Source organism: Variovorax sp. GW821-FHT09B05 (assembly GCF_059418265.1).
On record NZ_JBWKPN010000001.1, the window covers coordinates 369975 to 390783 of the forward strand.

Below are 20809 nucleotides of genomic sequence, written 5' to 3' on the forward strand. Positions count from 1 at the left end.
ACCGAGGCGGCGATCAGTCTTCCTGCGCTTGCGGCGCGGCGAGTCCGCGCTGCATCAGCACGCTGCGCAGGGTGCGCACGAAGGCTTCGGCGGCCGGCGAGAGCGGGTCGGTGCGCAGGTGCACGAGGTGCGCGACCAGCGGCTCGATGCCCTCCACCGGCAGGATGCGAAAGCGCGCGTCGGGCCAGGCCTGCAGCGAGAACTCGTCGACCAGCGCGATGCCCGCGCCCAGGTGCGTGAGCGCGCAGGCGTTCTGCGGCGAGCCCACCTCGAGCATGGTGCGCGGGGCCTCGTCGAGCGACGCGAAGAAGTGGCGCACCAGCTCGCCGAAGGGCGTGCCGCGCGGGTACGACATCAGGTCGTAGGGCAGCAGGTCCTGCGCGCCGACCGCGTTGCGCGCGGCCAGCGGATGCGTGTGCGGGCAGATGCACACGATGCGGCAGCGCGCGACCGGCATCGTGATGAGGTTCGGATGGTCCACCGCCTCGAGCGAGATGCCGAGGTCGAAGTGCCGGCTCAGCAGGCGCTCGCGCAGCAGGTCCTGGTTGAGGCACTTGAAGTGCACGCGCGTCTCGGGATTGGCCTGGTGGTAGTGCGCGATCGCCATCGGCACCAGCATGTGGCCGATGCCCGGGCTCGACACCACGCTGATCAGGCCCGAGCGGCGCGCCATGAGTTCGTGCGAGAGGTCGCTGATGCGCTGCACGCCCTGGTAGACGTCCTCGACCTCGTGGTACAGGCGCCGCGCCTCGGCCGTGGGCGACAGCCGGCCCTTGATGCGCATGAAGAGCGGAAAGTTGAGCTGGGTTTCGGTGTGCGAGAGCACCCGGCTCACGGCGGGAACGGACACATGCAGCAGGCGGGCGGCATCGCTCACGGAGCCGGTGGCCATGATGGCGCGGAACACTTCGATTTGACGCAGATTCATGGCGCGGAACTTTAGCGCTACATCGCGCCGGCCACCGGGACCGCGCCGCGGGCGCCTATTCCTGCAGCGCCGCCTGCGTGTGCTCGATGTGCTTCTCGAGCAGTTCCACCGCCAGCGGGATGTTCTTGGCGATGCAGGCCTTGAGGATCTGCGAATGCTCGGACTGCGAGGACTTGCGCCCCACCTTGTGCGACTGCAGCGCCCGCAGGTGGCGCGCGATGCCGCGCACGCTCTCCTCGATCATCTTGAGCAGCTTGTCGCGCCCGCAGGGGCGATAGAGCGTCAGGTGGAACTCGAGGTTCAGGTCGGCCCATTCCTGCGGCGATTCGCTGCCGTCGTAGCGCGCGATGATCTCGCGCGCGGCGCGGTGGTGCGCGGGGCGCAGGTGCGGGATCGCGAGCTTGAGCGCGCGGGTCTCGAGCGCGATGCGGATGTCGAGCGCCTCGACCAGGTCCTTGATCGACTGCGATGCCACGGTCGAGCCCGCGTGGGCGCGGTGCTCGATCAGGCCCTCGGCCTCCAGCCGCTTGAGGGCCTCGCGCACCGGGATGCGGCTGACGCCGAAGCGCTCGGCCAGCGCCTGCTGCTTGAGTTGCACGCCGATCCCCAGTTCGCCGCTCAGGATCAGTTGCCGCAAGGATTCCGTGACGGAATCGGCCGAGAGGATCTGCTCGCCGGTCGGTGCCTGGGCCACCATTCGAACTCCCTTGTTGTCGTCGCCATGAACTGCGGGGGATTCTACGGAAGATCCCATTTCGGATCCCTTGGGCGGGGGTGCCCGGGACATCCTGTATAGCCGGCGGCGGCCGCAGCGGTTAAAACCTAGATCCTGGATTGGATCCAATCTGGAACGCTTCTTGCTCGCCGTTTTTCCGAAGTCCGGAGGGGGCCTACCAGGCGCCGAATGTGTGCTTTGCGCCCCACATTGGATCCAATCCTGAATTCAATCATGGAGCCATTTGTAGGTATTTCCCCTTGATTTGCCCTCGTGCCCGTTGCGGTGGAAGCGAATGGCTGCCTAACATCTGTACCTGTCTATACATCAGTAGACAAAGCCCAATCATCTTTCTGGAGAGTTCATGTCCGAGTCGAGTTATCTGAGCGGCGCCTGCGTTTGGTCGGGCGCCGAGATGGGCCAAAACCATCGGTGGGTCAAACAGTTTCCCGCCGTCGTTCTGGATCAAATCGATACTGCGTTGCAAAAGACCGAGGGCCTCGACTGGCGCGGGATCGACCGCCAGAACTTCCCGCTGCCCGATGCCAAGGCCTTCTTCGACGAGGTGCGCGAGGAGCTCGAGAACGGCTCGGGCATGGTCAAGATCCGCGGCCTCGAGGTCGGGCGCTACCAGCAGGAGCAGCTGCGCCGGATCTGGTACGCGCTGGGCGCGCACCTGGGCACGCCGATGTACCAGAATTACCGCGGCGAGGTGATGCGCGAGATCAAGGACGAGGGGATGGGCGTGGGCGCCAAGCTCTACGGCGCGACCGTCGACGAGCACGGCAAGCAGTTCCTGTCCTCGGGCGCGCGCACGCTGTCGCCGGGACAGCTGCGCTTCCACACCGACCGCTGCGACGTGGTCGGGCTGCTGTGCGTGCGCCAGGCCTCCGAAGGCGGCGTCAGCAAGCTCGCGAGCAGCGCGACCGTCTACAACCGCATCCTCGAGCGCCGGCCCGATCTGCATGCACTGCTGTGCAGGCCGATTCCGCGCAGCCGCTTCGGCGAGGAGGCCGGTGGCGAGCACGTGGCCTACGACCTGCCGATCTTCGGCGTGCGCGATGGCAAGCTCACGAGCCATTTCTCGCTGACCTACATCGAGAATGCGCAGATGCTGCCCGACGTGCGCAAGCTCGGCGAGGCCGAGCACGAAGCCATCCAGCTGTTGATGGCGGTGGCCGAGGAGGAATGCTTCGAGATGCGCTTCGCACCCGGCGACATCCAGCTGCTCAACAACCACGTGATCTACCACGGCCGCACGGCCTTCAAGGACAACGTGCAGACCGGCGAGGACCGCATGCTCATGCGGCTGTGGCTGTCGGTGCCCAATTCGCGCGCGCTGCCGCCCGACCATGCGGTGCTGTGGGGCGATGTCGGTTCGGGCAAGCCGCACGGCGGCATCGCGCAGCCCGCGGCGGCGCTGCCGGTCTGAAGCAGCACCGCGCCGCCCGATGCCCGCGCGGGCCCGGGCTCTCGGTCTTTCTCTTCGCTGCAGGACTCCTTCGCCAAGGAGTGCTGCCTTCTGCAACCTGCATGAGTTCTCGAGAGGTTTCTATGAATCGATGGATGCGATGGCTGGCCGTGGCGTTCCTGGTCTGCACGGCCGGCGCGGCTTCGGCGCAGGACTGGCCGAGCCGGCCGATCCGTTTCGTGGTGCCCTGGCCGCCCGGCGGACTCAACGACACCATCGCCCGCGCGTTCAACGACCGCGTCGGGCAGGCGCTGGGGCAGCCGGTGGTGCTGGACTTCAAGCCCGGTGCCGCGGGCCGCATCGGCGTGTCGGACGTGGCGCGCTCCGCGCCCGACGGCTACACCGTCGGCATGGGCAACCTCGGGCCGCTGACGATCCATCCGGTGCTCTACAAGCAGATGCCCTACGACGTGAAGAAGGACCTGCTGCCGATCGCGATGTTCGCCGCCTCGCCGCTGGTGCTGGTGGTGCCGGTCACCTCGCAGTTCAAGTCGGCGCGCGACCTGGTCGAGGCGGCGCGTGCGAAGCCCGGCGCCTACAACTTCGCCTCGGTCGGACTCGGCAGCCCCGCGCACCTGACCTTCGAGCTGGTGAACGCCAAGGCCGGCATCCAGATCGTCCACGTGCCCTACAAGGGCACCAACGAAGCCCTGCCCGCGGTCATCGCGGGCGACGTGCACGCCACCTTCGACACGCTGTCGAGCCTGCAGCCCTTCATCAAGGCCGGCAAGCTGCGGCCGCTGGCCGTCACCACGGCCGAGCGCGTCGCGCAGTTCCCCGAGGTGCCGACGCTCAAGGAGCTCGGCCTGCTCGATGATCCGGTGCTGTCCTGGTATGCGCTGATCGCGCCGGCGCGCACGCCGGCCGCGATCGTCGCGAAGCTATACAAGGCCTATGGCGATGCCGCGCAGACCCCGGAGATCCAGAAGCTGCTGGCCGCGCAGGGCCTGATCTACCTGCCGATGTCCTCGGCCGAGTTCCAGGCCGGCATCGACAAGGAGACCACCCGCTGGGGCCGGATCATTCAAGACCACCGCATCGAAGTCACGCCCTGAACACCACGCATCTCTCGCCACCCGGACCGCTTTTTCCCCTCGATTCCAACCAACCCAACGGAGCCCCGACATGACATCCCCCCAGCGCCAGCGAACCACCTCCCACGCCAGGCCGATCGCCTCGGCACTCGCGGCCCTCCTCGTGAGCGCCGCCTCGTTCGCGGCTTCCGCGGCACCGGACTACGGCAAGTGCGAAGTCACGGGCCAGCGCGGCTCGGTGAAGCTCGAGACCGTGGTGCCGGGCGCGCTGTCCGTGCGGCCCGTGCTGCCCTCGCCGGGCTGGTGGAACGGCGACTCGATCGACACCATCAAGGACGGCTTCGAATACTGCATGGCCGCCAACATGGCCTACCGCGCCGGCCTCGACAAGGTGGTGGTGGTGAACCGCTCGTTCGCGCAGATCCTCACCGGCCAGGCGCAGGGCTTCGACATCGCGCTGAGCCAGATCACCATCACCGACGAGCGCAAGAAGGTGGTGAACTTCACCGAGCCGTACTTCAGCTCGGACCAGGGCATCCTCGTGAAGGCCGGCGTCAAGGTCGACAAGGAGAGCATCAAGAAGCTGCGCCTGGGCGTGAAGCAGGGCACGACCATCCTTGGCTACCTCGCCGACAACGTCAAGCCGGTGGAACAGCCCAAGGTCTTCGCCGAGGCGGCTGCGATGTACGCGGCGCTGGCGGCCGGCCAGGTCGATGCCGTGCTCTACGACACGCCCAACCTGCTGGCGCGCGCCAAGCAGTCGAACGGCCTGTTCGAGGTGGTCGGCCGCTACGACACGGGCGAGCGCTGGGGCGGCCTCGTCAACAAGGACTCGCAGAACATGGCGACCTTCAACAAGCTGATCGACGAGATGAAGCGCGACGGCACCTTCGCGCGCCTGGCGAACCAGTACCTGACGCCCAGCCTCGGCGCCGATCCCACCAAAGTGCCCGTCTTCAATCCCTGAGACCGAGATCCGACCATGAACAGTGCAACGCAGCAGTCCGCCGGCCTGCCTTCGCCCGTCGCGGGGCAGGAGCGCCGCCTGAACATCGGAGGCATGCCGAAGGTGCCGCTGATGCTCTTCCTCTTCGCGCTGGCGGGCGTGATCCTGGTCGTCGCGGCCAGCTGGTACACCCTGCAGTCCCTGCGCGAGGCCCTGCGGGGCAGCGCCTGGGACGGCTGGTGGATCACGGCCGGGGCCGGGGTCCTCGCGCTCGCGTCGCTGGCCGTGGTCCGGCCGCTGTGGCGCGCCTTCCAGCGCTGCCGTGGCGTGCGCGCGGCGGCGCTGCGCATGGACATCGTGGCGGCGCGCATCGAGCGCTCCGACGCCTACGTGCAGAGCTGGATCGCGCTCGGCCACACGCTGGCGCAGTTCATCGTGGTGCTGGGCTTCCAGTTCCTGCTGGCCAACAACCAGGCGGTCGCCAAGACCTTCTTCCTGGTGCCGCTGATCGTGAAGACCTTCCCGCTGGTCCTCGATGCGTTCTGGGTCAACGTGAAGATCTTCCTGATCGCCGAGGTGCTGGTGCTGGTCTGGGGATTGATCGTGGCGCTCGCCATGTTCGCGCCCGGGGCGGCCGGCAAGCCGCTGCGCTTCATCGCCACCGCCTACGTCGACGTGTTCCGCTCGATCCCCGCGGTGCTGGTGATCTACCTGGTCGGCTTCGGCCTGCCGTTGACGGGCGTGCCCATCCTCAAGGACCTGTCGCTCACGACCTATGTGGTGATCGCGCTGACCCTGACGGTCGGTGCCTACGTGGCCGAGATCTACCGCGCGGGCATCCAGAGCGTGCACTGGAGCCAGACGGCCGCTTCGCGCTCGCTGGGGCTGTCGCACATGCAGACGCTGCGCTTCGTGGTCGTGCCCCAGGGCGTGCGCCAGATCATCCCGCCGCTGCTCAATGCCTTCATCGCGCTGCAGAAGGACACCGCGCTGGTCAACGTGGTCGGGGTGGTCGACTCCTTCAACCAATCGATGATCGTGGCCTCCAACTACTACAACCTGTCGGCCGCGACCACCGTCGCGCTGCTCTTCATCGTCATCTCCATCCCGCAGACGCGCTTCGTGGAGCGCATGGCCCGCCGCGATCGCGCCCGCATGCGCGCTGGCAACGCATAAACCGAGTCCCCACACATGTCCTTCATCGAGATCAGGGAAATTTCGAAGTCCTACGGCGAGCTGCCGGTGCTCAACCGGCTGGCGATGGCGGTCGAGGAGCACCAGGTGGTGAGCCTGATCGGTCCCTCGGGCTCCGGCAAGTCGACGCTGCTGCGCTGCATCAACGGGCTGGAGCCCATCGACGCGGGCGAGATCCGCGTGCACGGCGACCGCATCACCGGGCCGGGCGTCGACGTCAACTCGCTGCGGCGCGACATCGGCATCGTGTTCCAGGGCTACAACCTGTTCCCGCACATGACCGTGCTGCAGAACGTGACGCTGGCGCCGATCCAGGTGCTCAAGCAGTCGAGGGAGGAGGCCGAGGACCGCGCGATGGCGCTGCTCAAGCGCTTCAGCCTCGCGCACAAGGCCAGGGAGTATCCCGACCGCATGTCGGGCGGCCAGCAGCAGCGCGTGGCGATCGTGCGCGCGCTGGCCATGGACCCGATGGTGCTGCTGCTCGACGAGATCACCTCGGCGCTCGATCCCGAGCTGGTGTCGGAAGTGCTCAACATCGTGCGCGACCTCGCCAACGAAGGCATGACCATGCTGCTGGCCACGCACGAGATGGGCTTCGCGCGCGAGGTCTCGTCCAAGGTCTGCTTCCTGTGCGACGGCGTCGTCTGCGAGGAGGGACCGCCCGAACAGATCTTCGGCGAGCCGCAGCAGGACCGGACCCGTTCCTTCCTGCGCAGCATCCGAGAGGCGAAGCGCATCTAGATGAGCGATCGTGGTGCCGGCCGCCGGCCGCGCTCCGACGCTCCGGGCGACGAGGGCGGCCGTGGCATGCTCGAGGGAATGACGACGACCCTGCACGAGCGAATCAAGGCCCATGTGACGCAGGGCATCCTCGACGGCACCTGGCAGCCGGGCCAGAGGCTGCCTTCGGAGCTGGAGCTGGTCACGCAGTTCGGCGTCTCGCGCATGACCGTCAACAAGGCGCTGCGCGAGCTCGCGAACGCGGGCCGGATCGTGCGCGTGGCGGGGGTCGGCACCTTCGTGGCGGAGAAGAAGCCGCAGTCCACGCTGCTGCAGATCGCCAACATCGCGAGCGAGATCCGGGCCCGCGGCCACGAGCACCGGTGGCGCGGCCTGTCGCGCGAGCGGGTGGCGGCCGCGCCCGACATCGCGGCCTGGCTCAACATGCTGCCGGGGCAGTCGATCTTCCGGCTGCAGAGCGTGCACCTCGAGAACGGCGTGCCCGTGCAGCTCGAGGACCGCTACGTCAACCCGAAGATGGCGCCGGCCTTCCTCGACCAGGACTTCTCGGACATCACGCCGGGCGAATACCTGCTCTCGCTGGTGCAGGCCGATCTGGTGGAGCACGTGGTCGATGCCGTCATGCCGACGGCGGAGCAGGCGCGCATCCTCGAGATGAAGCCCACCGAGCCCTGCCTGCAGCTGACGCGGCGCACCTGGCTGCGCGAGGTGCCCGTGACCTGGGTGCGCTGCCTGAACCCGGCCTCGCGCTACAGCCTGGGCAGCCGGTTCCGGCCCTCGCCCTGAACCTCGCCGGGCCGGAACGCATCATGCGACTCGACGAACAGGTGCAGGCGTGGCTCACGCGCACGCCCGGGCTGATCGAAACCCTGTTCGACCGGCTGCCCGACGTGCTGTTCTACGTCAAGGACCAGCAGGGCCGCTATCTCTGGGCCAACCAGACGCTGATCGACCGCGCCGGCCTCCAGGACGGCGAGAGCGTGGTGGGCAAGACCGCGGACCAGCTGTTCCCGGCCAGCGGCCTGAGCACGGTGGCGCAGGACCTCGAGGTCATCGACAGCGGCCGGCCGATGCGCGAGCTGCTGCGCATGTACCAGACCTGGCGCGGCGACCGCTACTGGTGCCTGAGCTCCAAGTTCCCGCTGCTCGATGCCGATGGGCGCATCGTCGGCCTGGCCGGGCTGTCGCGCGACCTGCCGCGCCCCAACGAGCGCCACCACAGCTACCGGCGGCTGCGGCGCTTCCTCGATTTCATCGACGCCGGCCTCGACGGACCGGTGCTGATCGCCGAGGCGGCCGCCCATGCCTCGGTGTCGATGGACACGCTGGCGCGCCTGGTGCTCGAGGTCTTCCACGTGACGCCCAAGCAGTTGCTGATGAAGAAGCGCATCGACAAGGCCTGCCAGCTGCTCGAGGAGACGCCGGCCTCGATCACGGAGGTGTCGGCCGCCTGCGGCTATGCCGACCACAGCGCCTTCTCGCGCCAGTTCAAGGTGGCGACGAACATGACGCCGGCGCAGTACCGCGCCTCGCGCCGCGACTATGCAGAAAACCGCAACCCGGTGCGCCGTACGTTCTAGCTGCGCCTGAGCCCGGCGCTCAGAATTCGCGGCATGAACTGCCTGATCGTTTATGCCCACCCCGAACCCGCATCGTTCAACGGCGCACTGAAGGACGCCGCGGTCCGCGAGCTCGAGCGCATGGGCCATTCGGTGGTCGTCAGCGATCTCTACCGCATGGGCTGGAACCCGGCGCTGGGCCCCGCAGATTTCGAGGGCGGGCGCGCGAACGCCGACTACCTGGATCTCTCGCGAGAGCAGGAGCATGCCTTCGCGGCCGACACGCAGCACCCCGCGGTGGCGGCCGAGCAGGCCAGGCTGGCGGCCGCCGACTTCGTGCTGCTGCAGTTTCCGCTCTGGTGGTTCTCGATGCCCGCCATCCTCAAGGGCTGGGTCGACCGCGTGCTGAGCCGCGGCTTCGCCTACTCGGCGGGGCGCAAGTACGAGACCGGGCATTTCAGGGGCAAGCGCGCGATGCTCAGCATCACTACGGGCACCGCCTCCACGCTCTACGAGCCGAACGGCATCGACGGCGATCTCCATCACGTGCTCTGGCCGATCCACAACGGCATCCTGGCCTATACCGGCTTCACGGTGCTGCCGCCCTTCGCCGCCTGGATGCCCGCGCGGCTGTCGCCGCAGGAGCGCCAGGCCTGCCTCGATGCCCATGCCGAGCGCCTGCGCGGCATCGAGCACATCGAGCCGCTGTTCTTCCATCCCTGGGGCGACTACGACGAATCGCAGCGGCTCAAGCCGGGCGTGGTGGCGCGCTCGGGCGTGCAGTGGAATCCGCGCGCCGGGCAGAGCTTCGAGGCCTCGGCATCGGCCTTCGCGGCGTCGTCCGGCGCTTGACCGCCCTTGTGCAGGAAACCCGCATGTCCTCTTCCAACACACCCCGCGTCGTCATCGTCGGCGGCGCCATCATCGGCAGCTTCTGCGCCTGGTCGCTGCGCCAGGCCGGCTTCGCGGGCCCGATCACCGTGGTCGAGAAGGATGCCTCGTACCAGTTCTCGTCGACGGCGCTGTCCGCGGCCTCGATACGCACCCAGTTCGGCACGGCCGCGAACATCCGGATGAGCCTGTACGGCGCCCGGATGTTCCGCGACATCAAGGCCGTGTTCGGCGACCAGGCCGACATCGGCTACCGCGAGCGCGGCTACCTGATCCTCGGCGGCCACGACCAGGTCACGCAGCGGCTGGAGGCCGTGCGCATGCAGCGCAGCCATGGCGCCGACATCCGGGTGCTCGATCCCGACGAGCTGGCCGCGCGCTATCCGGGCGTGGACTTCGGCGACGTCGGCATCGGAACGCTGGGCGTGCAGCACGAAGGCTGGTTCGATGCCTGGAGCCTGCTGTCGGAGGTGCGCCGCGCGGCGCGGCGGCTCGGCGTGGACTACGTGGAGGCGACGGCCTGCGGCTTCCGCACCGGTGGCGCGCGCGTGACCGGCGTCGAGCTGTCGAACGGCGAGGTGCTGGCCTGCGACTTCTGCGTGCTGGCCGCGGGCGCGCTCTCTGGCCGCCTGGCCGCCTTGCTGGACATTGCGCTGCCGGTGGTGCCGAAGAAGCGCACCGTGTTCTCGTTCAAGACGCCGTTCAAGGCGAGCGAGCTTCCGATGCTGTTCGATTCGAGCGGCATCTGGGTCCGGCCCGAAGGGGAGGGCTTCATCGGCGGCATCCAGCCCCCGGCCGAGAGCGACGGGGACGCCGACGGCGACTTCGAGCCGCACCACGACCTGATGGAGTCGCTGTTCTGGCCCCTGCTCGCCAAGCGCATCCCGGCCATGGAGGAACTGCGGCTGCAACGCGCCTGGGCCGGGCACTACGAAGTCAACACGCTCGACCACAACGGCGTGGTCGGCCCGCATGACGAGCTCGGCAACCTGATCTTCGCGACCGGCTTCTCGGGCCATGGCGTGATGCACGCGCCGGCGGTCGGCCGCGGCGTGGCCGAGTTGATCACGACGGGCGCGTTCCGCAGCATCGACATGAGTCCCCTGGGCTGGGCGCGCATCCGCAGCGCCACGCCCTTGTTCGAATCCATCGTTTACTGAAAAGGAGATCGCCATGAGACTGGCAGGCAAGGTGGCAGTGGTGACGGGCGCCGCGCGCGGCATCGGGCGCGCGACGGCGGAGCGGCTTCTGGCCGAGGGCGCGAAGGTGGTCGTGTCGGACATCGATGCGCAGACCCTCGAGAAGACGGCCGCCGAGATCGGCCCGGCGGCCAACGTCTTCGCGGTACGCGCCGACGTGTCGAAGAAGAGCGAGGTGGTGGGCCTGGTCGAGGCGGCGGTCCGGCATTTCGGCACCCTCGACATCATGGTGAACAACGCCGGCATCGCGCCGGTGGTGGAGTTCCTCGACGTCACCGAGGAGATGCTCGACCGGGTGCTCGACGTCAATCTCAAGGGCGCCTTCTACGGCACCCAGGCGGCGGGCCGCGAGATGGTCGCGCGCGGCAAGGGCGGGGTGATCATCAACATGTCCTCGATCAACTCGGGGCTGGCCAATCCCAATGTCGCGCCGTACGCGATCTCCAAGGGCGGCATGAACCAGGTGACCTCGACCGCCGCGGTGGCCTTCGCGCCGCACGGCATCCGCGTGGTCGGCGTCGGGCCCGGGACCATCATGACCGACATGGTGGCCGGCGCCTTCGTGCAGAGCGCGGGCAACCATGCCATCCTCTCGCGCACGCCGCTGGGCCGCTATGGCCAGCCCTCCGAGATCGCCTCGGTGGTCGCCTTCCTGGCGAGCGACGATGCCTCCTACATCACGGGCGAGACCATGTACGTGGACGGCGGCCGGCGCGTGCTGAACTACGTGGTCCCGGTCAAGGGCTGAGCGATGACGCATCCCTTCGCCAAGCTGCATCACCTCTGCATCGTGGTGCACGACATCGACCGGACGCAGGCCTACTACGAGTCGATCGGCATCGGCCCCTGGACCGAATACCCGCCGCTGGCCGAGTACGAGGAGCTCGAGGCGCCCAGCAAGCCCGGCTTCCTCGCACTCAAGTACCGCGTGTGCAACCTGCCCAGCGTGCAGCTCCAGCTGTGCCAGCCCGGCGACGAGCCGACGCCGCAGCGGCTGCACCTGGACAGCAAGGGCGAGGGCGTGTTCCACGTCGGCTTCGAGGTGCCCGACGCCGATGCCGCGCAGGCGCAGGCCACCGCGCTGGGCCTGCCGGTGCTGATGCGCGGGCGCCGCGCGAACCGCACGGGCTTCACCTACTACGACAGCGCCGAGGGCGCGGGCGTCACGCTGCTCACGCGGGCGACCCACCATCCGGGCAAATAGCAGCGAGGAGCGGGCCATGCGGATCGATCTGAATTCCGACCTGGGCGAGGGCTACGGCCCGTGGGCGATGGGCGACGACGCGCGGATCCTCGACTGCGTGACCAGCGCCAACATCGCCTGCGGCGGCCATGCGGGCGATGCGGAAACCATGTACCGCACCCTGCGTCTGGCGGCGGAGCGCGGCGTGAACGTCGGTGCCCATCCGGGCTACAACGACCGCGAGGGCTTCGGACGGCGCGTGATCCCGATGCCGCCCGCCGAGATCGGCCGCATGGTCGCGGCGCAGGTCGGGGCGCTGGTGGCGATGGCCCGGCTCGCGGGCACCGAGGTGCGCTACGTCAAGCCGCATGGCGCGCTCGGCAATCTCGCGGCCGCGGACATGGGCGTGGCCCAGGCCATCGTCGCCGCGCTCGAGAAGGTCGACCCCGCGCTCGCGGTCCTCGCCATCTCGGGCACCTGCCTCGAGCAGGCCGCGCGCGCGCAGGGTCTGCGCGCCTTCTCGGAGATCTTCGCCGACCGCGCCTACCAGCCCAATGGCCAGCTGGTGCCGCGCGGCCAGCCGGGCGCGGTCCTGCACGACGCCGAGGCAGCCGCGGACCGGCTGATCGGCTTCGTGCGAACCGGGAAGATGCCGGTGCAGGGCGCGGCGCCGATCGCGTTGAAGGCCGACTCGGTCTGCGTCCATGGCGACAACGCCGAATCGGTCGAGATGGCGCGGCATATCCGCAAGCGGCTGGCGGCCGAAGGGATCGTGCTGGCCTCGTTCCTCGACCAGCCGTAGGGACGCCGATGCCGAACCCCGAATGGCCGCGCTACACACCGGTCGCGGACCACTCGCTGCTGGTGTCCTTCGGCGACACGATCGCCGACCCGGCCAACGCCGCGGTGCTCGCGCTCGACCGGGCCCTGGCCCATGCGCCGCCCGAGGGCCTGCTCGAATGCATCCCGGCCTTCGTCAGCCTGCTGGTCGTCTTCGATCCCCTGGTCACCGATCACGCGCGGATCCGGGAGGCGGCCGAGACGCTGCAGCGCGATCCGCCGGCCGGCCTGCCGGCGGGAGAAGCGCGCGAGGTCGAGGTCTGCTACGACGACGACTTCGCGCCCGACCTCGAAGCGGTGGCACGGGCTTGTGGCCTGGGCATCGACGCGGTGATCGATCTCCACCTGCGGGGCGACTATCGGGTGCGCATGTACGGCTTCGCGCCGGGTTATGCCTACATGTCGGGCGTGCCGACGGAGATCCAGATGCCGCGCAAGCCCTCGGCCCTGCGCGACATCGCCGCGGGCAGCGTGCTGATCGCGGGGCCGCAGTGCCTCGTCACCACGTTGCGGATGCCCACGGGCTGGTCGATCGTCGGCCGCTCGCCCACGCGCATCCTGACGCGCGACGAGGGCGCGCCCTTTCTCTTCGGCGTGGGAGACCACGTGAAGTTCAAGCGCATCGATCGCGCGCAGTACGAGGCAAGGCTGGAGAACGAAACCCATGGCTGAGGCCAGGCTGCGCGTGCGCGCCTGCGGCCCGCTGGTCACGTACCAGGACGGCGGCCGACCGGGCATGCTGCGCTTCGGTGTGCCCGCCTCGGGCCCGATGGACCGGCTCGCGCATGCCGCGGCCCATGTCGCGCTCGGAAACCCGGCGGATGCCACCGCGATCGAGATCTCGCTGGGCGGGCTGGAGTTGCTGTGCGAGGCGGGCGAGGTGAGCTGCGGCATCGCCGGCGGCGAGTTCCAGGTCCGCCATTCGGGCGCGGCGACGGGTTCGTGGTGCGTGCGAACGCTGCGCGCGGGCGACACGCTGTCGATCCGCCCGGGCCGCTGGGGCAGTTGGGCCTATCTGGCCTTCTGCGGCGAGCCCGTGTGCGGGCATTGGGCCGGGCACAGCGCCACGCACTCGACCTCGGGCCTCGGCGGCGGCGGCCTGGTGCCCGGTGCCGAGATCGTGCTGCGCAACACGCGGGTCGTGGAGGAGCGCGAGGGCGACCGCATAGCGCCCGCGCTGGCCGGTCCGCGCTCGCTCGTTCGCGTCGTGCTGGGGCCGCAGACCGACAGCTTCGAGACCGCCTCCGTAGCCGCTTTCCTCGAAGCGGGCTTCTCCGTCACACCCGCCCGCGACCGCATGGGCATGCGCCTCGCGGGGCCGGCACTGGCTTTGAAGGATGCCCTGTCCATTCCCTCCGAGCCGATCGTGCGCGGCTCGATACAGGTCGGTGGCGACGGCGTGGCCTCGGTGCTGCTGGCCGACCACCAGACCACGGGCGGCTATCCGAAGATCGCCACCGTCCTGTCCTGCGACCTCGATGGCCTGTCGCAGCTTCGGCCCGGCGACGGGCTGCGCTTCCAGGCCGTGGACCCGGCGGAGGCGATCCGGCTGGTGCGCCTGGAAGCGCCGCCGAGAAGCCGGTTCCTGCAGGAGATGGCCCGGCCGCCGGGCAGCCTGCCGAGCCGCTTGATGGCCGAGAACCTGATCAGCGGCGTCGTGCTGGCATAGCGCGCCTCAGGCGCCGAGCCAGCGCCCCTCGGGCCAGGCACCGGCATCGATCGCGCGCCGCGCCTCCTGCGTGAGCACATCGACCGCGCAGCGCACATGGCGCGCGATCGGCCGGTTGACGGGCAGCGCCAGCACGATGGTCCGGCGGATGCCCGGATCGGCCAGCGGCGCGCCCCTGAGCTTCTGCGTGCGCAGGTCCTCCGCGACCGCGATCGGCGGCAGGATGGTCAGGCCATGGCCACCGAGCACCAGGCTTCGCTGCACGCTCAGCGCGTTGGTCTCGGCCGACAGGTCGAGCGTCACCTGGGCCACGGCGCAGGCATGCTCGACCAGCGTGCGGATGCCGTGCGGCGCGCTCGGCAGCACCAGCTTGTGGCCCGCGAGCTCGGCCAGCGCCACCGGTCGGTCGGGCCGCAGCTTGCTGCTCTTCGGGCCGATGACCCACAGCGCCTCCTCGATCAGCGGCGTGGTCTGGATGTTGGGCGAGCGCTCCGCGCCATAGAGCAGCGCGGCATCGACCTCGCCCGATTCGAGCCAGCGCAGCAGCGTGCCCGCGTAGCCCATCGCGATGCGCACGCGGATGCCCGGGTAGTCGGCCGCCAGCGTCGCCACCAGCGGGCTCGAGAGGATGTCGATGGTGCTCGGCAGCAGCCCCAAGGTCACCAGCCCGCCGATGCTGTTGTCGACGGTGCCAATCTCGGCCCGGGCCCGGTCCAGCTCGAGCAGCGCGCGGCGCGCATAGCCGACGAGCGCCAGCCCCGCATCGGTCAGCACCATGCCGTGGCGCTCGCGCTCGAACAGGGGCGCGCCGATGTCCTCCTCGAGCAGGCGGATCTGCCGCGACACCGCGGGCTGCACGAGGTGCAGCACCTCGGCCGCGCGCGTGACGTTGCCGGTCTCGGCCACCGTGAGAAAGGCGCGCAGTTGCTTCAGGTCCATGTGGCTGCCTCCATGCACAAACGTGATCGTGGAATCTCGAATTTCTATTTCACATTCTCAGGCATCAAATTCTATGATTTCTGGCACTTTCACCAACCCACCCCGATTCATGAACCAGACCACCCAGCCCGCGCCCGACTGGCAGCAGGCCGCCTTCCGCGTGCTCAAGGCGGGCGGCGTCAGGCAGATCGCCTACGTGCCCGACGCCGGCCATTCGCACGTGATCCGCAGCGCCATCGCCGACCCCGACATCGAGGACGTGGTGCTGACCACCGAGGAGGAGGGCGTGGCGCTGGTGAGCGGCGCCTGGCTCGGCGGCCAGCGCGCCGTGCTGCTGATGCAGAGCAGCGGCGTGGGCAACTGCGTGAACATGTTCTCGCTGCTGCAGGCTGCGGACTTCCCGTTCTTCACGCTCGTGACCATGCGCGGCGAATACGCCGAGTTCAATCCCTGGCAAGGCCCGATGGGCAAGGCCACGCAGGCCGCGCTCGAGCTCATGGGCATCCATGTGCTGCGCGCCTCGAAGCCCGAGGAGGTCGAGGAGATCGTCAGCGCGGGCTTCGATGCCGCCTTCGAGGCCGGCGAGAAGGTCGCCGTGCTGCTGGGACAGGAACTGATCGGCCGCAAGAAGTGGGAGCGCAAGTGATGAACACCAAGACCCCGGCGCAGCGCGCCGACCGCCGCGAATTCGTGGCCAGGCTGATCGCCGCCATTCCCGATGCCCTGATCGTCACGGGCCTGGGCTCGGCCTCCTACGACGTGTTCGCCAGCGGCGACCGCGAGCGCAACTACTACCTGTGGGGCGCCATGGGCGGCGCCGCCTCGCTGGGCCTGGGCCTGGCGCTGGCGCAGCGCGACAAGTCGGTGGTCGTCATCACCGGCGACGGCGAGCAGCTCATGGGCATCGGCAGCCTCGGCACCATCGGCGTCAAGCAGCCGAAGAACCTCAGCATCGTGATGCTCGACAACGGCCATTTCGGCGAGACCGGCATGCAGCGCAGCCACTCGAGCCTGGGCGCCGACCTGGTGGCGGTGGCCAGGGGTTTCGGCATCGCCGATGCGTTCTCGGTCGACAGCACCGAGGCCTGCGAGGACCTGGCCGAGCGCATCAACGCGCGCCGGCAGACCACCTTCGCGCAGGTGTTCATCGATGCCAACGAGCCGCCGCGCGCGCTGCCGCCGCGCGACGGCTCTTACATCAAGAATCGCTTCCGCGCCGCGCTGGGTTTCCAGCCCTTCTGACGGGCACGCCATGCAACGCTATTCATTGCACATCGGGGGCGAAGCCTGCGAGCCCCACGGCGGCACCTGGTTCGAGACCCAGAACCCCTTCACCGGCGAGAGCTGGGCGCAGATCCCGCGCGGCGACGCGCAGGACGTCGACCGGGCCGTGCGCGCCGCGCACCAGGCGCTGACCAGCGGGCCCTGGTCGGAACTGACCGCGACGCAGCGCGGCGCGCTGATGCGCAGGCTCGGCGACCTGATCGCGCGCGACGCGGCCCGGCTGGCCGCCACCGAGGTCCGCGACAACGGCAAGCTGCTCGCGGAAATGCGCGGGCAGCTCGACTACCTCCCGCAGTGGTTCTATTACTACGGCGGCCTGGCCGACAAGGTGCAGGGCAGCACGCTGCCGCTCGACAAGAAGGGCTACTTCGCGTTCACGCGCCACGAGCCCGTGGGCGTGGTGGCCGCCATCACTCCCTGGAACTCGCCGCTGCTGCTGCTGGCCTGGAAGCTCGCGCCGGCGCTGGCCGCGGGCTGCACCGTGGTGGCCAAGCCCTCGGAGTTCACCTCGGCCTCGACGCTCGAGTTCGCGCAGCTGTTCGAGGAGGCCGGCTTTCCCGCGGGCGTGTTCAACGTGGTGACGGGCTTCGGCGCCGAGGTCGGCACGCCGCTGGTCGAGCATCCGCTGGTGGCCAAGATCAGCTTCACGGGCTCGGATTCGACCGGCCGCCTGATCAACGAGCGGGCCGGGCGCCTCTTGAAGCACACGGCCATGGAGCTGGGCGGCAAGTCGCCCAACGTGGTGTTCGAGGACGCCGACCTCGAGCAGGCCGCGTTCGGCGCGATCTCGGGCATCTTCGCCGCCACCGGCCAGACCTGCATCGCCGGCTCGCGCCTGCTGGTGCAGGACAGCATCCACGACGCCTTCGTCGAACGCCTGCTGGCGGTGGCGCGCACCGCGCGCATGGGCGACCCGATGAGCGCCGAGACGCAGGTCGGCCCGATCACCACGCCGCCGCAGTACCGCAAGGTGCTCGAGTACATCGACATCGCGCGCGCCGAGGGCGCGACCGCCGTGCTGGGCGGCGCCAAGGGCACGGCCCCCGAATGCGGTACGGGCTGGTTCGTGCAGCCCACCATCTTCACGGGCGTGCGCAACCACATGCGCATCGCCCAGGAGGAGGTGTTCGGCCCCGTGCTGTCGGTGATCCGCTTCGAGGACGAGGCCGATGCCCTGCGCATCGCCAACGACGTGCGCTTCGGCCTGGCCGCGGCGGTGTGGACGCAGGACATCGGCCGCGCCATGCGCATGTTCGAGAAGCTGCAGGCCGGCACGGTGTGGATCAACACCTACCGCGCCGTGAGCTTCATGGCCCCGTTCGGCGGCTACAAGGACTCGGGCCTGGGCCGCGAGAACGGCATCGACGCGGTCCGCGAGTACCTGCAGACCAAGTCGGTGTGGATCAACAGCGGCGCGGCGACGGGCAATCCCTTCGTCATGCGCTGAGGGCGCCGAGGCCTCACAGGAACAGGAACGCCGCCGCCGCCACGGCGGTCGGCCCCAGCGCCCCCAGCAGCAGCCCGCCCGCGCCAATCGTCTCGTCGGCGAAGCCGCGCTTGAGCAGCGCCACGCCCGCGGGATTGGGCGCGTTGGCGATCACCGTCAGGCCGCCTCCGGCCACGGCGCCCGCCACCAACATGTACTTCGATTCGTCGGAGATGCCGACGATCAGCGAGCCCAGGTAGGTGAGGGCGGCGTTGTCGGTGATGGCGGTAAGGCCCAGGGCGCCGAGGAACAGCGCGACCGGCGCGAGCGCCGAGACGATGGGCTGCAGCCACCATTGCTGCATGCCGCCCAGCACCACCAGGCCGGCGAGGAAGAAGCCCACGAGCAGCGCCTCCTTGAGGATCGGCGGGCTCTGGTGGCGCTCGTAGGCTTGGGCGAAGCCGAGGAACATCAGGAACAGGCCGAGGAACACCACCGGATGGTGGGCGAACAGCACCACGCCCGCGAGCAGGCCCAGGTGCACCGCGACCACCGGCAGCGGAACGCGCGCTTCGGGCGCGGCGCCCTCGTCGCCCGCCGCGGGCTGCAGGTGCTTGCGCAGTACATAGGTCGAGACGGTGGCGTTCAACAGCACCGCGATCGCGGCCTTCCAGCCGAAGGTGGCGAGCATGAAGGCGCTGTCCCATTGCCAGGTGGTCGCCACCATCAGCACCGGTGGCGCGGCATAGGAGGTCAGCGTGCCGCCGATCGAGATGTTGACGAACAGCACGCCCAGCGCCAGGTACTTCACGGCCTCCGGCACGCGCGGGCGGAAGATCTGCGGCGCGAGCATCAGCGCGGCGATGGTCATGGCGGCGGGCTCGGTGATCAGCGAGCCGAGCAGCGGCACCGCCGCGAGACCGAGCCATGCGCGCGCGACCGGCGTGGGCACGGGCGCGATGCGCGCGAGCGTGTCGACCAGCGACATCGCCGTGCGCAGCACGGGCCGCGAGGCCGCGATCACCATCACCACGAAGACGAACAGCGGCTCGGTGTAGTTGCGCGACTCGGCATAGTCGAGCGCGGTGCCGCCGCCGGCGAACAGCGCCATCGACACGACCAGCACGATGGCCCAGAAGCCGAACACGACCTCGACCTCGCCGAGCAGGTGGAACAGGCCGGCATGGCGTGGATGGCGGTGGGAGAGGCGCTCGAACTGCCTGGCGCTGAAGGTGTGGAGCAGGGCGACGGCAAAGATGGCCGCGGCGATCCACTGGATCGGGGTGTGGGACATGGGATTCCTCGACGAGGCGAAACCGCGAGGCGGCCCGACCTGCGCAAATCCTGGAATGCCCGAAACGGCATGCCACCCAGGGCGGATTTTACCCGAGGGCCTCAAAACCCCGGCCGCGAAGGGCCGGCCGCGACGCGCGCCGTCATCTGAACGTCACGAAGCATTCCTAGCATCCGCCTCGACATGCCCCCCGGGCGGCGGCCTTCGCCGGGCGTATCGATTTCATGCGGCATGCACCTCCTCTTCCTTCCTCCCTGGCAAGCTGCGTGCTCGCGGCGTGCATGGCCTTTGCGGCCGTGAGCGCGCGCGCGCAGGCCGAGGCGATGCGCTTCGACATCGCGCGGCAGCCGCTGACCGCGGCGCTGGAGCAGTACGGGCTGCGCACCGGCCTGCCAGTGTTCTTCGATGCCGAACTGGTGGCGGGGCGCGACGCCTCGCCGGTGCAGGCCGTGCTCACGCCGGCCGAGGCGCTCGCCTTGCTGCTGCAGGGCACGGGCCTGGTCGCCGACTACGCGGGCACCGGGCCCGGCGCCGCCTTCGTGCTCAAGCCGCTGCCCGATGAGGCGGCCTCGCGCGAGCGCGCGATGGCCTCCAATGCCGCGCCGGCAGACACGCAGCCCGGCTACGACGGCCTGGTGCAGACGCGCATCTGGGAGGCCTTCTGCGGCAATCCGCGCACCTTGCCCGGCGGCTACCGCGCGGCGATGCGCTTCGTGGTCGACGGCAGCGGGCGCATCGCCAATGCCTTCCTGCTGCACACCAGCGGCGACCGCGCGCGCGACGGCGCGATCCTGGAAACGCTGCGCCAGGTGCGCATCGACCGCGCGCCGCCGCCCGAGATGGCGCAGCCATTGACGATGCTGATCCTGCCGCGCGCGCAGACACCCGGGCTCGAGTGCCCCGGGCGGCACGCAGGGCCCGATCGATGAGCGTGCCCGAGAACGCGCTGCCGGCGCTGCGCAACTTCCTGGTCTCGCGCTACGACGAGCTCAAGCAGCGGCTCGCGCGGCGGCTCGGCAATGCCGAGCAGGCCGGCGACGCGCTGCAGGACACCTGGCTGCGCCTCGAAAGCCGCGACGACATCGACGGCGTGCGCGACCCGGCCTCCTACCTGCTGCGCGTGGCGGTCAACCTGGCCTACGACCAGCTCGGCCGGCAGGGCCGGCTGGCCAGCGCCGAGGAGATCGAGGCGCTGCTCGACGAGGCGCCCGACCCCGCGCCCGGCCCGGCGCAGATCGCGGAGGACCGCTCCGAGATGGCGGCGCTCGCCGCGCTCATCGCGCGCATGCCCGCGCGCCGGCGCCAGGTGCTGGTGATGGTGCGCTGGGAACACCTGCCTCAGCGCGAGGTCGCGGCGCGGCTGGGCATTTCGCTGCGCACGGTCGAGAAGGAACTCAAGGATGCGCACGACTTCTGCGCCGCCCGCATGGGGCGCGCGCTCGCACCGAAGGCTTCGCATGAAAAATAAAACGCGGTTCGCCGCGCGCCTGGCCGTC

The 20809-nt window shown here is 69.6% G+C and carries 23 protein-coding genes; 19 read left to right on the forward strand and 4 right to left on the reverse strand.

Going from position 1 to position 20809, the window contains the following annotated elements:
• Window positions 1-13: 13 nt before the first annotated feature.
• Window positions 14-928: a LysR family transcriptional regulator gene (locus AC07RM_RS01535; protein WP_093349644.1), complete on the reverse strand. Its 915-nt coding sequence runs from the start codon at window positions 926-928 to the stop codon at window positions 14-16.
• 55 nt (window positions 929-983) lie between these two features.
• Window positions 984-1625 (reverse strand): GntR family transcriptional regulator, encoded by a 642-nt coding sequence (locus tag AC07RM_RS01540; RefSeq protein WP_093349641.1) that lies wholly within the window; start codon window positions 1623-1625, stop codon window positions 984-986.
• 499 nt (window positions 1626-2124) lie between these two features.
• Between AC07RM_RS01540 and AC07RM_RS01545 the strand changes: the two genes are divergently transcribed.
• The 14 genes from AC07RM_RS01545 to AC07RM_RS01610 all read left to right on the forward strand — a co-directional run bounded on the left by AC07RM_RS01545 (window position 2125) and on the right by AC07RM_RS01610 (window position 14370).
• Window positions 2125-3075 (forward strand): TauD/TfdA family dioxygenase, encoded by a 951-nt coding sequence (locus AC07RM_RS01545; RefSeq protein WP_495332448.1) that lies wholly within the window; start codon window positions 2125-2127, stop codon window positions 3073-3075.
• Window positions 3076-3209: 134 nt separating this feature from the next.
• Complete coding sequence (locus AC07RM_RS01550; protein WP_495332450.1) at window positions 3210-4169, forward strand: Bug family tripartite tricarboxylate transporter substrate binding protein; 960 nt, start codon at window positions 3210-3212, stop codon at window positions 4167-4169.
• A 70-nt stretch (window positions 4170-4239) separates the two neighbouring features.
• Window positions 4240-5115: an ABC transporter substrate-binding protein gene (locus AC07RM_RS01555; protein WP_431514086.1), complete on the forward strand. Its 876-nt coding sequence runs from the start codon at window positions 4240-4242 to the stop codon at window positions 5113-5115.
• A gap of 15 nt (window positions 5116-5130) precedes the next feature.
• On the forward strand, window positions 5131-6270 hold the full coding sequence (locus tag AC07RM_RS01560) for an amino acid ABC transporter permease (protein ID WP_495332453.1): 1140 nt from the start codon (window positions 5131-5133) through the stop codon (window positions 6268-6270).
• Between the two features lie 15 nt (window positions 6271-6285).
• Window positions 6286-7029 carry an amino acid ABC transporter ATP-binding protein gene (locus AC07RM_RS01565; protein ID WP_495332455.1) on the forward strand — a complete coding sequence of 248 codons (744 nt, stop codon included), beginning with the start codon at window positions 6286-6288 and terminating at the stop codon, window positions 7027-7029.
• Window positions 7030-7095: 66 nt separating this feature from the next.
• The gene (gene hutC, locus AC07RM_RS01570) at window positions 7096-7815 is read left to right on the forward strand and encodes a histidine utilization transcriptional repressor HutC (RefSeq protein WP_057593077.1); all 720 of its coding nucleotides are present in this window, start codon (window positions 7096-7098) and stop codon (window positions 7813-7815) included.
• A 23-nt stretch (window positions 7816-7838) separates the two neighbouring features.
• Entirely contained in the window at window positions 7839-8609 is a 771-nt protein-coding gene (locus AC07RM_RS01575; protein ID WP_296794092.1) for an AraC family transcriptional regulator, read from the forward strand.
• Window positions 8610-8642: 33 nt separating this feature from the next.
• Window positions 8643-9440: an NAD(P)H-dependent oxidoreductase gene (locus AC07RM_RS01580; protein ID WP_495332457.1), complete on the forward strand. Its 798-nt coding sequence runs from the start codon at window positions 8643-8645 to the stop codon at window positions 9438-9440.
• A 23-nt stretch (window positions 9441-9463) separates the two neighbouring features.
• Complete coding sequence (locus AC07RM_RS01585; protein ID WP_495332459.1) at window positions 9464-10639, forward strand: NAD(P)/FAD-dependent oxidoreductase; 1176 nt, start codon at window positions 9464-9466, stop codon at window positions 10637-10639.
• Between the two features lie 13 nt (window positions 10640-10652).
• Window positions 10653-11426 (forward strand): SDR family NAD(P)-dependent oxidoreductase, encoded by a 774-nt coding sequence (locus AC07RM_RS01590; protein WP_203207251.1) that lies wholly within the window; start codon window positions 10653-10655, stop codon window positions 11424-11426.
• A 3-nt stretch (window positions 11427-11429) separates the two neighbouring features.
• Window positions 11430-11882 (forward strand): VOC family protein, encoded by a 453-nt coding sequence (locus AC07RM_RS01595; protein WP_208507629.1) that lies wholly within the window; start codon window positions 11430-11432, stop codon window positions 11880-11882.
• A 16-nt stretch (window positions 11883-11898) separates the two neighbouring features.
• Window positions 11899-12663, forward strand: coding sequence for a LamB/YcsF family protein (locus tag AC07RM_RS01600; RefSeq protein WP_495332462.1), 765 nt, complete (start codon window positions 11899-11901; stop codon window positions 12661-12663).
• Between the two features lie 8 nt (window positions 12664-12671).
• Window positions 12672-13373: a 5-oxoprolinase subunit B family protein gene (locus AC07RM_RS01605; RefSeq protein ID WP_495332464.1), complete on the forward strand. Its 702-nt coding sequence runs from the start codon at window positions 12672-12674 to the stop codon at window positions 13371-13373.
• Window positions 13366-14370 (forward strand): 5-oxoprolinase subunit C family protein, encoded by a 1005-nt coding sequence (locus AC07RM_RS01610; protein ID WP_495332465.1) that lies wholly within the window; start codon window positions 13366-13368, stop codon window positions 14368-14370. The genes AC07RM_RS01605 and AC07RM_RS01610 overlap by 8 nt, the downstream gene beginning before the upstream one ends.
• Window positions 14371-14376: 6 nt before the next feature.
• Here AC07RM_RS01610 and AC07RM_RS01615 read toward each other — a convergent pair whose 3' ends face one another.
• Entirely contained in the window at window positions 14377-15309 is a 933-nt protein-coding gene (locus AC07RM_RS01615) for a LysR family transcriptional regulator (RefSeq protein WP_490876086.1), read from the reverse strand.
• A 109-nt stretch (window positions 15310-15418) separates the two neighbouring features.
• Between AC07RM_RS01615 and AC07RM_RS01620 the strand changes: the two genes are divergently transcribed.
• The 3 genes from AC07RM_RS01620 to AC07RM_RS01630 are packed head-to-tail and all read left to right on the forward strand — an operon-like array spanning window position 15419 to window position 18040.
• Complete coding sequence (locus AC07RM_RS01620) at window positions 15419-15955, forward strand: phosphonopyruvate decarboxylase (protein ID WP_495332467.1); 537 nt, start codon at window positions 15419-15421, stop codon at window positions 15953-15955.
• Window positions 15955-16551, forward strand: a complete 597-nt coding sequence (locus tag AC07RM_RS01625; RefSeq protein ID WP_495332469.1) for a thiamine pyrophosphate-dependent enzyme — start codon at window positions 15955-15957, stop codon at window positions 16549-16551. The genes AC07RM_RS01620 and AC07RM_RS01625 overlap by 1 nt, the downstream gene beginning before the upstream one ends.
• Window positions 16552-16561: 10 nt before the next feature.
• Window positions 16562-18040, forward strand: a complete 1479-nt coding sequence (locus tag AC07RM_RS01630) for an aldehyde dehydrogenase (RefSeq protein ID WP_495332471.1) — start codon at window positions 16562-16564, stop codon at window positions 18038-18040.
• Window positions 18041-18053: 13 nt separating this feature from the next.
• Here the strand turns inward: AC07RM_RS01630 and AC07RM_RS01635 are convergent, their stop codons facing one another.
• Window positions 18054-19313, reverse strand: a complete 1260-nt coding sequence (locus AC07RM_RS01635; protein ID WP_495332473.1) for a putative Na+/H+ antiporter — start codon at window positions 19311-19313, stop codon at window positions 18054-18056.
• A 281-nt stretch (window positions 19314-19594) separates the two neighbouring features.
• Here AC07RM_RS01635 and AC07RM_RS01640 point away from each other — a divergent pair, with 281 nt between their 5' ends.
• Together AC07RM_RS01640 and AC07RM_RS01645 are read left to right on the forward strand one after the other, a co-directional pair.
• The gene (locus AC07RM_RS01640; RefSeq protein ID WP_495332475.1) at window positions 19595-20242 is read left to right on the forward strand and encodes a TonB C-terminal domain-containing protein; all 648 of its coding nucleotides are present in this window, start codon (window positions 19595-19597) and stop codon (window positions 20240-20242) included.
• Window positions 20239-20781: an RNA polymerase sigma factor gene (locus AC07RM_RS01645; protein WP_093349591.1), complete on the forward strand. Its 543-nt coding sequence runs from the start codon at window positions 20239-20241 to the stop codon at window positions 20779-20781. Before AC07RM_RS01640 ends, AC07RM_RS01645 begins: the two co-directional genes overlap by 4 nt.
• The last annotated feature ends 28 nt before the right edge of the window (window positions 20782-20809 follow it).

What these genes read in the sequence shown, in the direction of transcription:
- AC07RM_RS01595 (WP_208507629.1), top strand. Translation starts at nt 11,430, where the DNA reads ATGACGCATCCCTTCGCCAAGCTGCATCACCTCTGCATCGTGGTGCAC.
- AC07RM_RS01615 (WP_490876086.1), bottom strand. Translation starts at nt 15,309, where the DNA reads ATGGACCTGAAGCAACTGCGCGCCTTTCTCACGGTGGCCGAGACCGGC.
- AC07RM_RS01645 (WP_093349591.1), top strand. Translation starts at nt 20,239, where the DNA reads ATGAGCGTGCCCGAGAACGCGCTGCCGGCGCTGCGCAACTTCCTGGTC.
- AC07RM_RS01620 (WP_495332467.1), top strand. Translation starts at nt 15,419, where the DNA reads ATGAACCAGACCACCCAGCCCGCGCCCGACTGGCAGCAGGCCGCCTTC.
- AC07RM_RS01550 (WP_495332450.1), top strand. Translation starts at nt 3,210, where the DNA reads ATGCGATGGCTGGCCGTGGCGTTCCTGGTCTGCACGGCCGGCGCGGCT.
- AC07RM_RS01630 (WP_495332471.1), top strand. Translation starts at nt 16,562, where the DNA reads ATGCAACGCTATTCATTGCACATCGGGGGCGAAGCCTGCGAGCCCCAC.
- AC07RM_RS01580 (WP_495332457.1), top strand. Translation starts at nt 8,643, where the DNA reads ATGAACTGCCTGATCGTTTATGCCCACCCCGAACCCGCATCGTTCAAC.
- AC07RM_RS01540 (WP_093349641.1), bottom strand. Translation starts at nt 1,625, where the DNA reads ATGGTGGCCCAGGCACCGACCGGCGAGCAGATCCTCTCGGCCGATTCC.
- AC07RM_RS01560 (WP_495332453.1), top strand. Translation starts at nt 5,131, where the DNA reads ATGAACAGTGCAACGCAGCAGTCCGCCGGCCTGCCTTCGCCCGTCGCG.
- AC07RM_RS01555 (WP_431514086.1), top strand. Translation starts at nt 4,240, where the DNA reads ATGACATCCCCCCAGCGCCAGCGAACCACCTCCCACGCCAGGCCGATC.
- AC07RM_RS01585 (WP_495332459.1), top strand. Translation starts at nt 9,464, where the DNA reads ATGTCCTCTTCCAACACACCCCGCGTCGTCATCGTCGGCGGCGCCATC.
- hutC (WP_057593077.1), top strand. Translation starts at nt 7,096, where the DNA reads ATGCTCGAGGGAATGACGACGACCCTGCACGAGCGAATCAAGGCCCAT.
- AC07RM_RS01600 (WP_495332462.1), top strand. Translation starts at nt 11,899, where the DNA reads ATGCGGATCGATCTGAATTCCGACCTGGGCGAGGGCTACGGCCCGTGG.
- AC07RM_RS01565 (WP_495332455.1), top strand. Translation starts at nt 6,286, where the DNA reads ATGTCCTTCATCGAGATCAGGGAAATTTCGAAGTCCTACGGCGAGCTG.
- AC07RM_RS01640 (WP_495332475.1), top strand. Translation starts at nt 19,595, where the DNA reads ATGGCCTTTGCGGCCGTGAGCGCGCGCGCGCAGGCCGAGGCGATGCGC.
- AC07RM_RS01625 (WP_495332469.1), top strand. Translation starts at nt 15,955, where the DNA reads ATGAACACCAAGACCCCGGCGCAGCGCGCCGACCGCCGCGAATTCGTG.
- AC07RM_RS01610 (WP_495332465.1), top strand. Translation starts at nt 13,366, where the DNA reads ATGGCTGAGGCCAGGCTGCGCGTGCGCGCCTGCGGCCCGCTGGTCACG.
- AC07RM_RS01575 (WP_296794092.1), top strand. Translation starts at nt 7,839, where the DNA reads ATGCGACTCGACGAACAGGTGCAGGCGTGGCTCACGCGCACGCCCGGG.
- AC07RM_RS01605 (WP_495332464.1), top strand. Translation starts at nt 12,672, where the DNA reads ATGCCGAACCCCGAATGGCCGCGCTACACACCGGTCGCGGACCACTCG.
- AC07RM_RS01590 (WP_203207251.1), top strand. Translation starts at nt 10,653, where the DNA reads ATGAGACTGGCAGGCAAGGTGGCAGTGGTGACGGGCGCCGCGCGCGGC.
- AC07RM_RS01635 (WP_495332473.1), bottom strand. Translation starts at nt 19,313, where the DNA reads ATGTCCCACACCCCGATCCAGTGGATCGCCGCGGCCATCTTTGCCGTC.
- AC07RM_RS01535 (WP_093349644.1), bottom strand. Translation starts at nt 928, where the DNA reads ATGAATCTGCGTCAAATCGAAGTGTTCCGCGCCATCATGGCCACCGGC.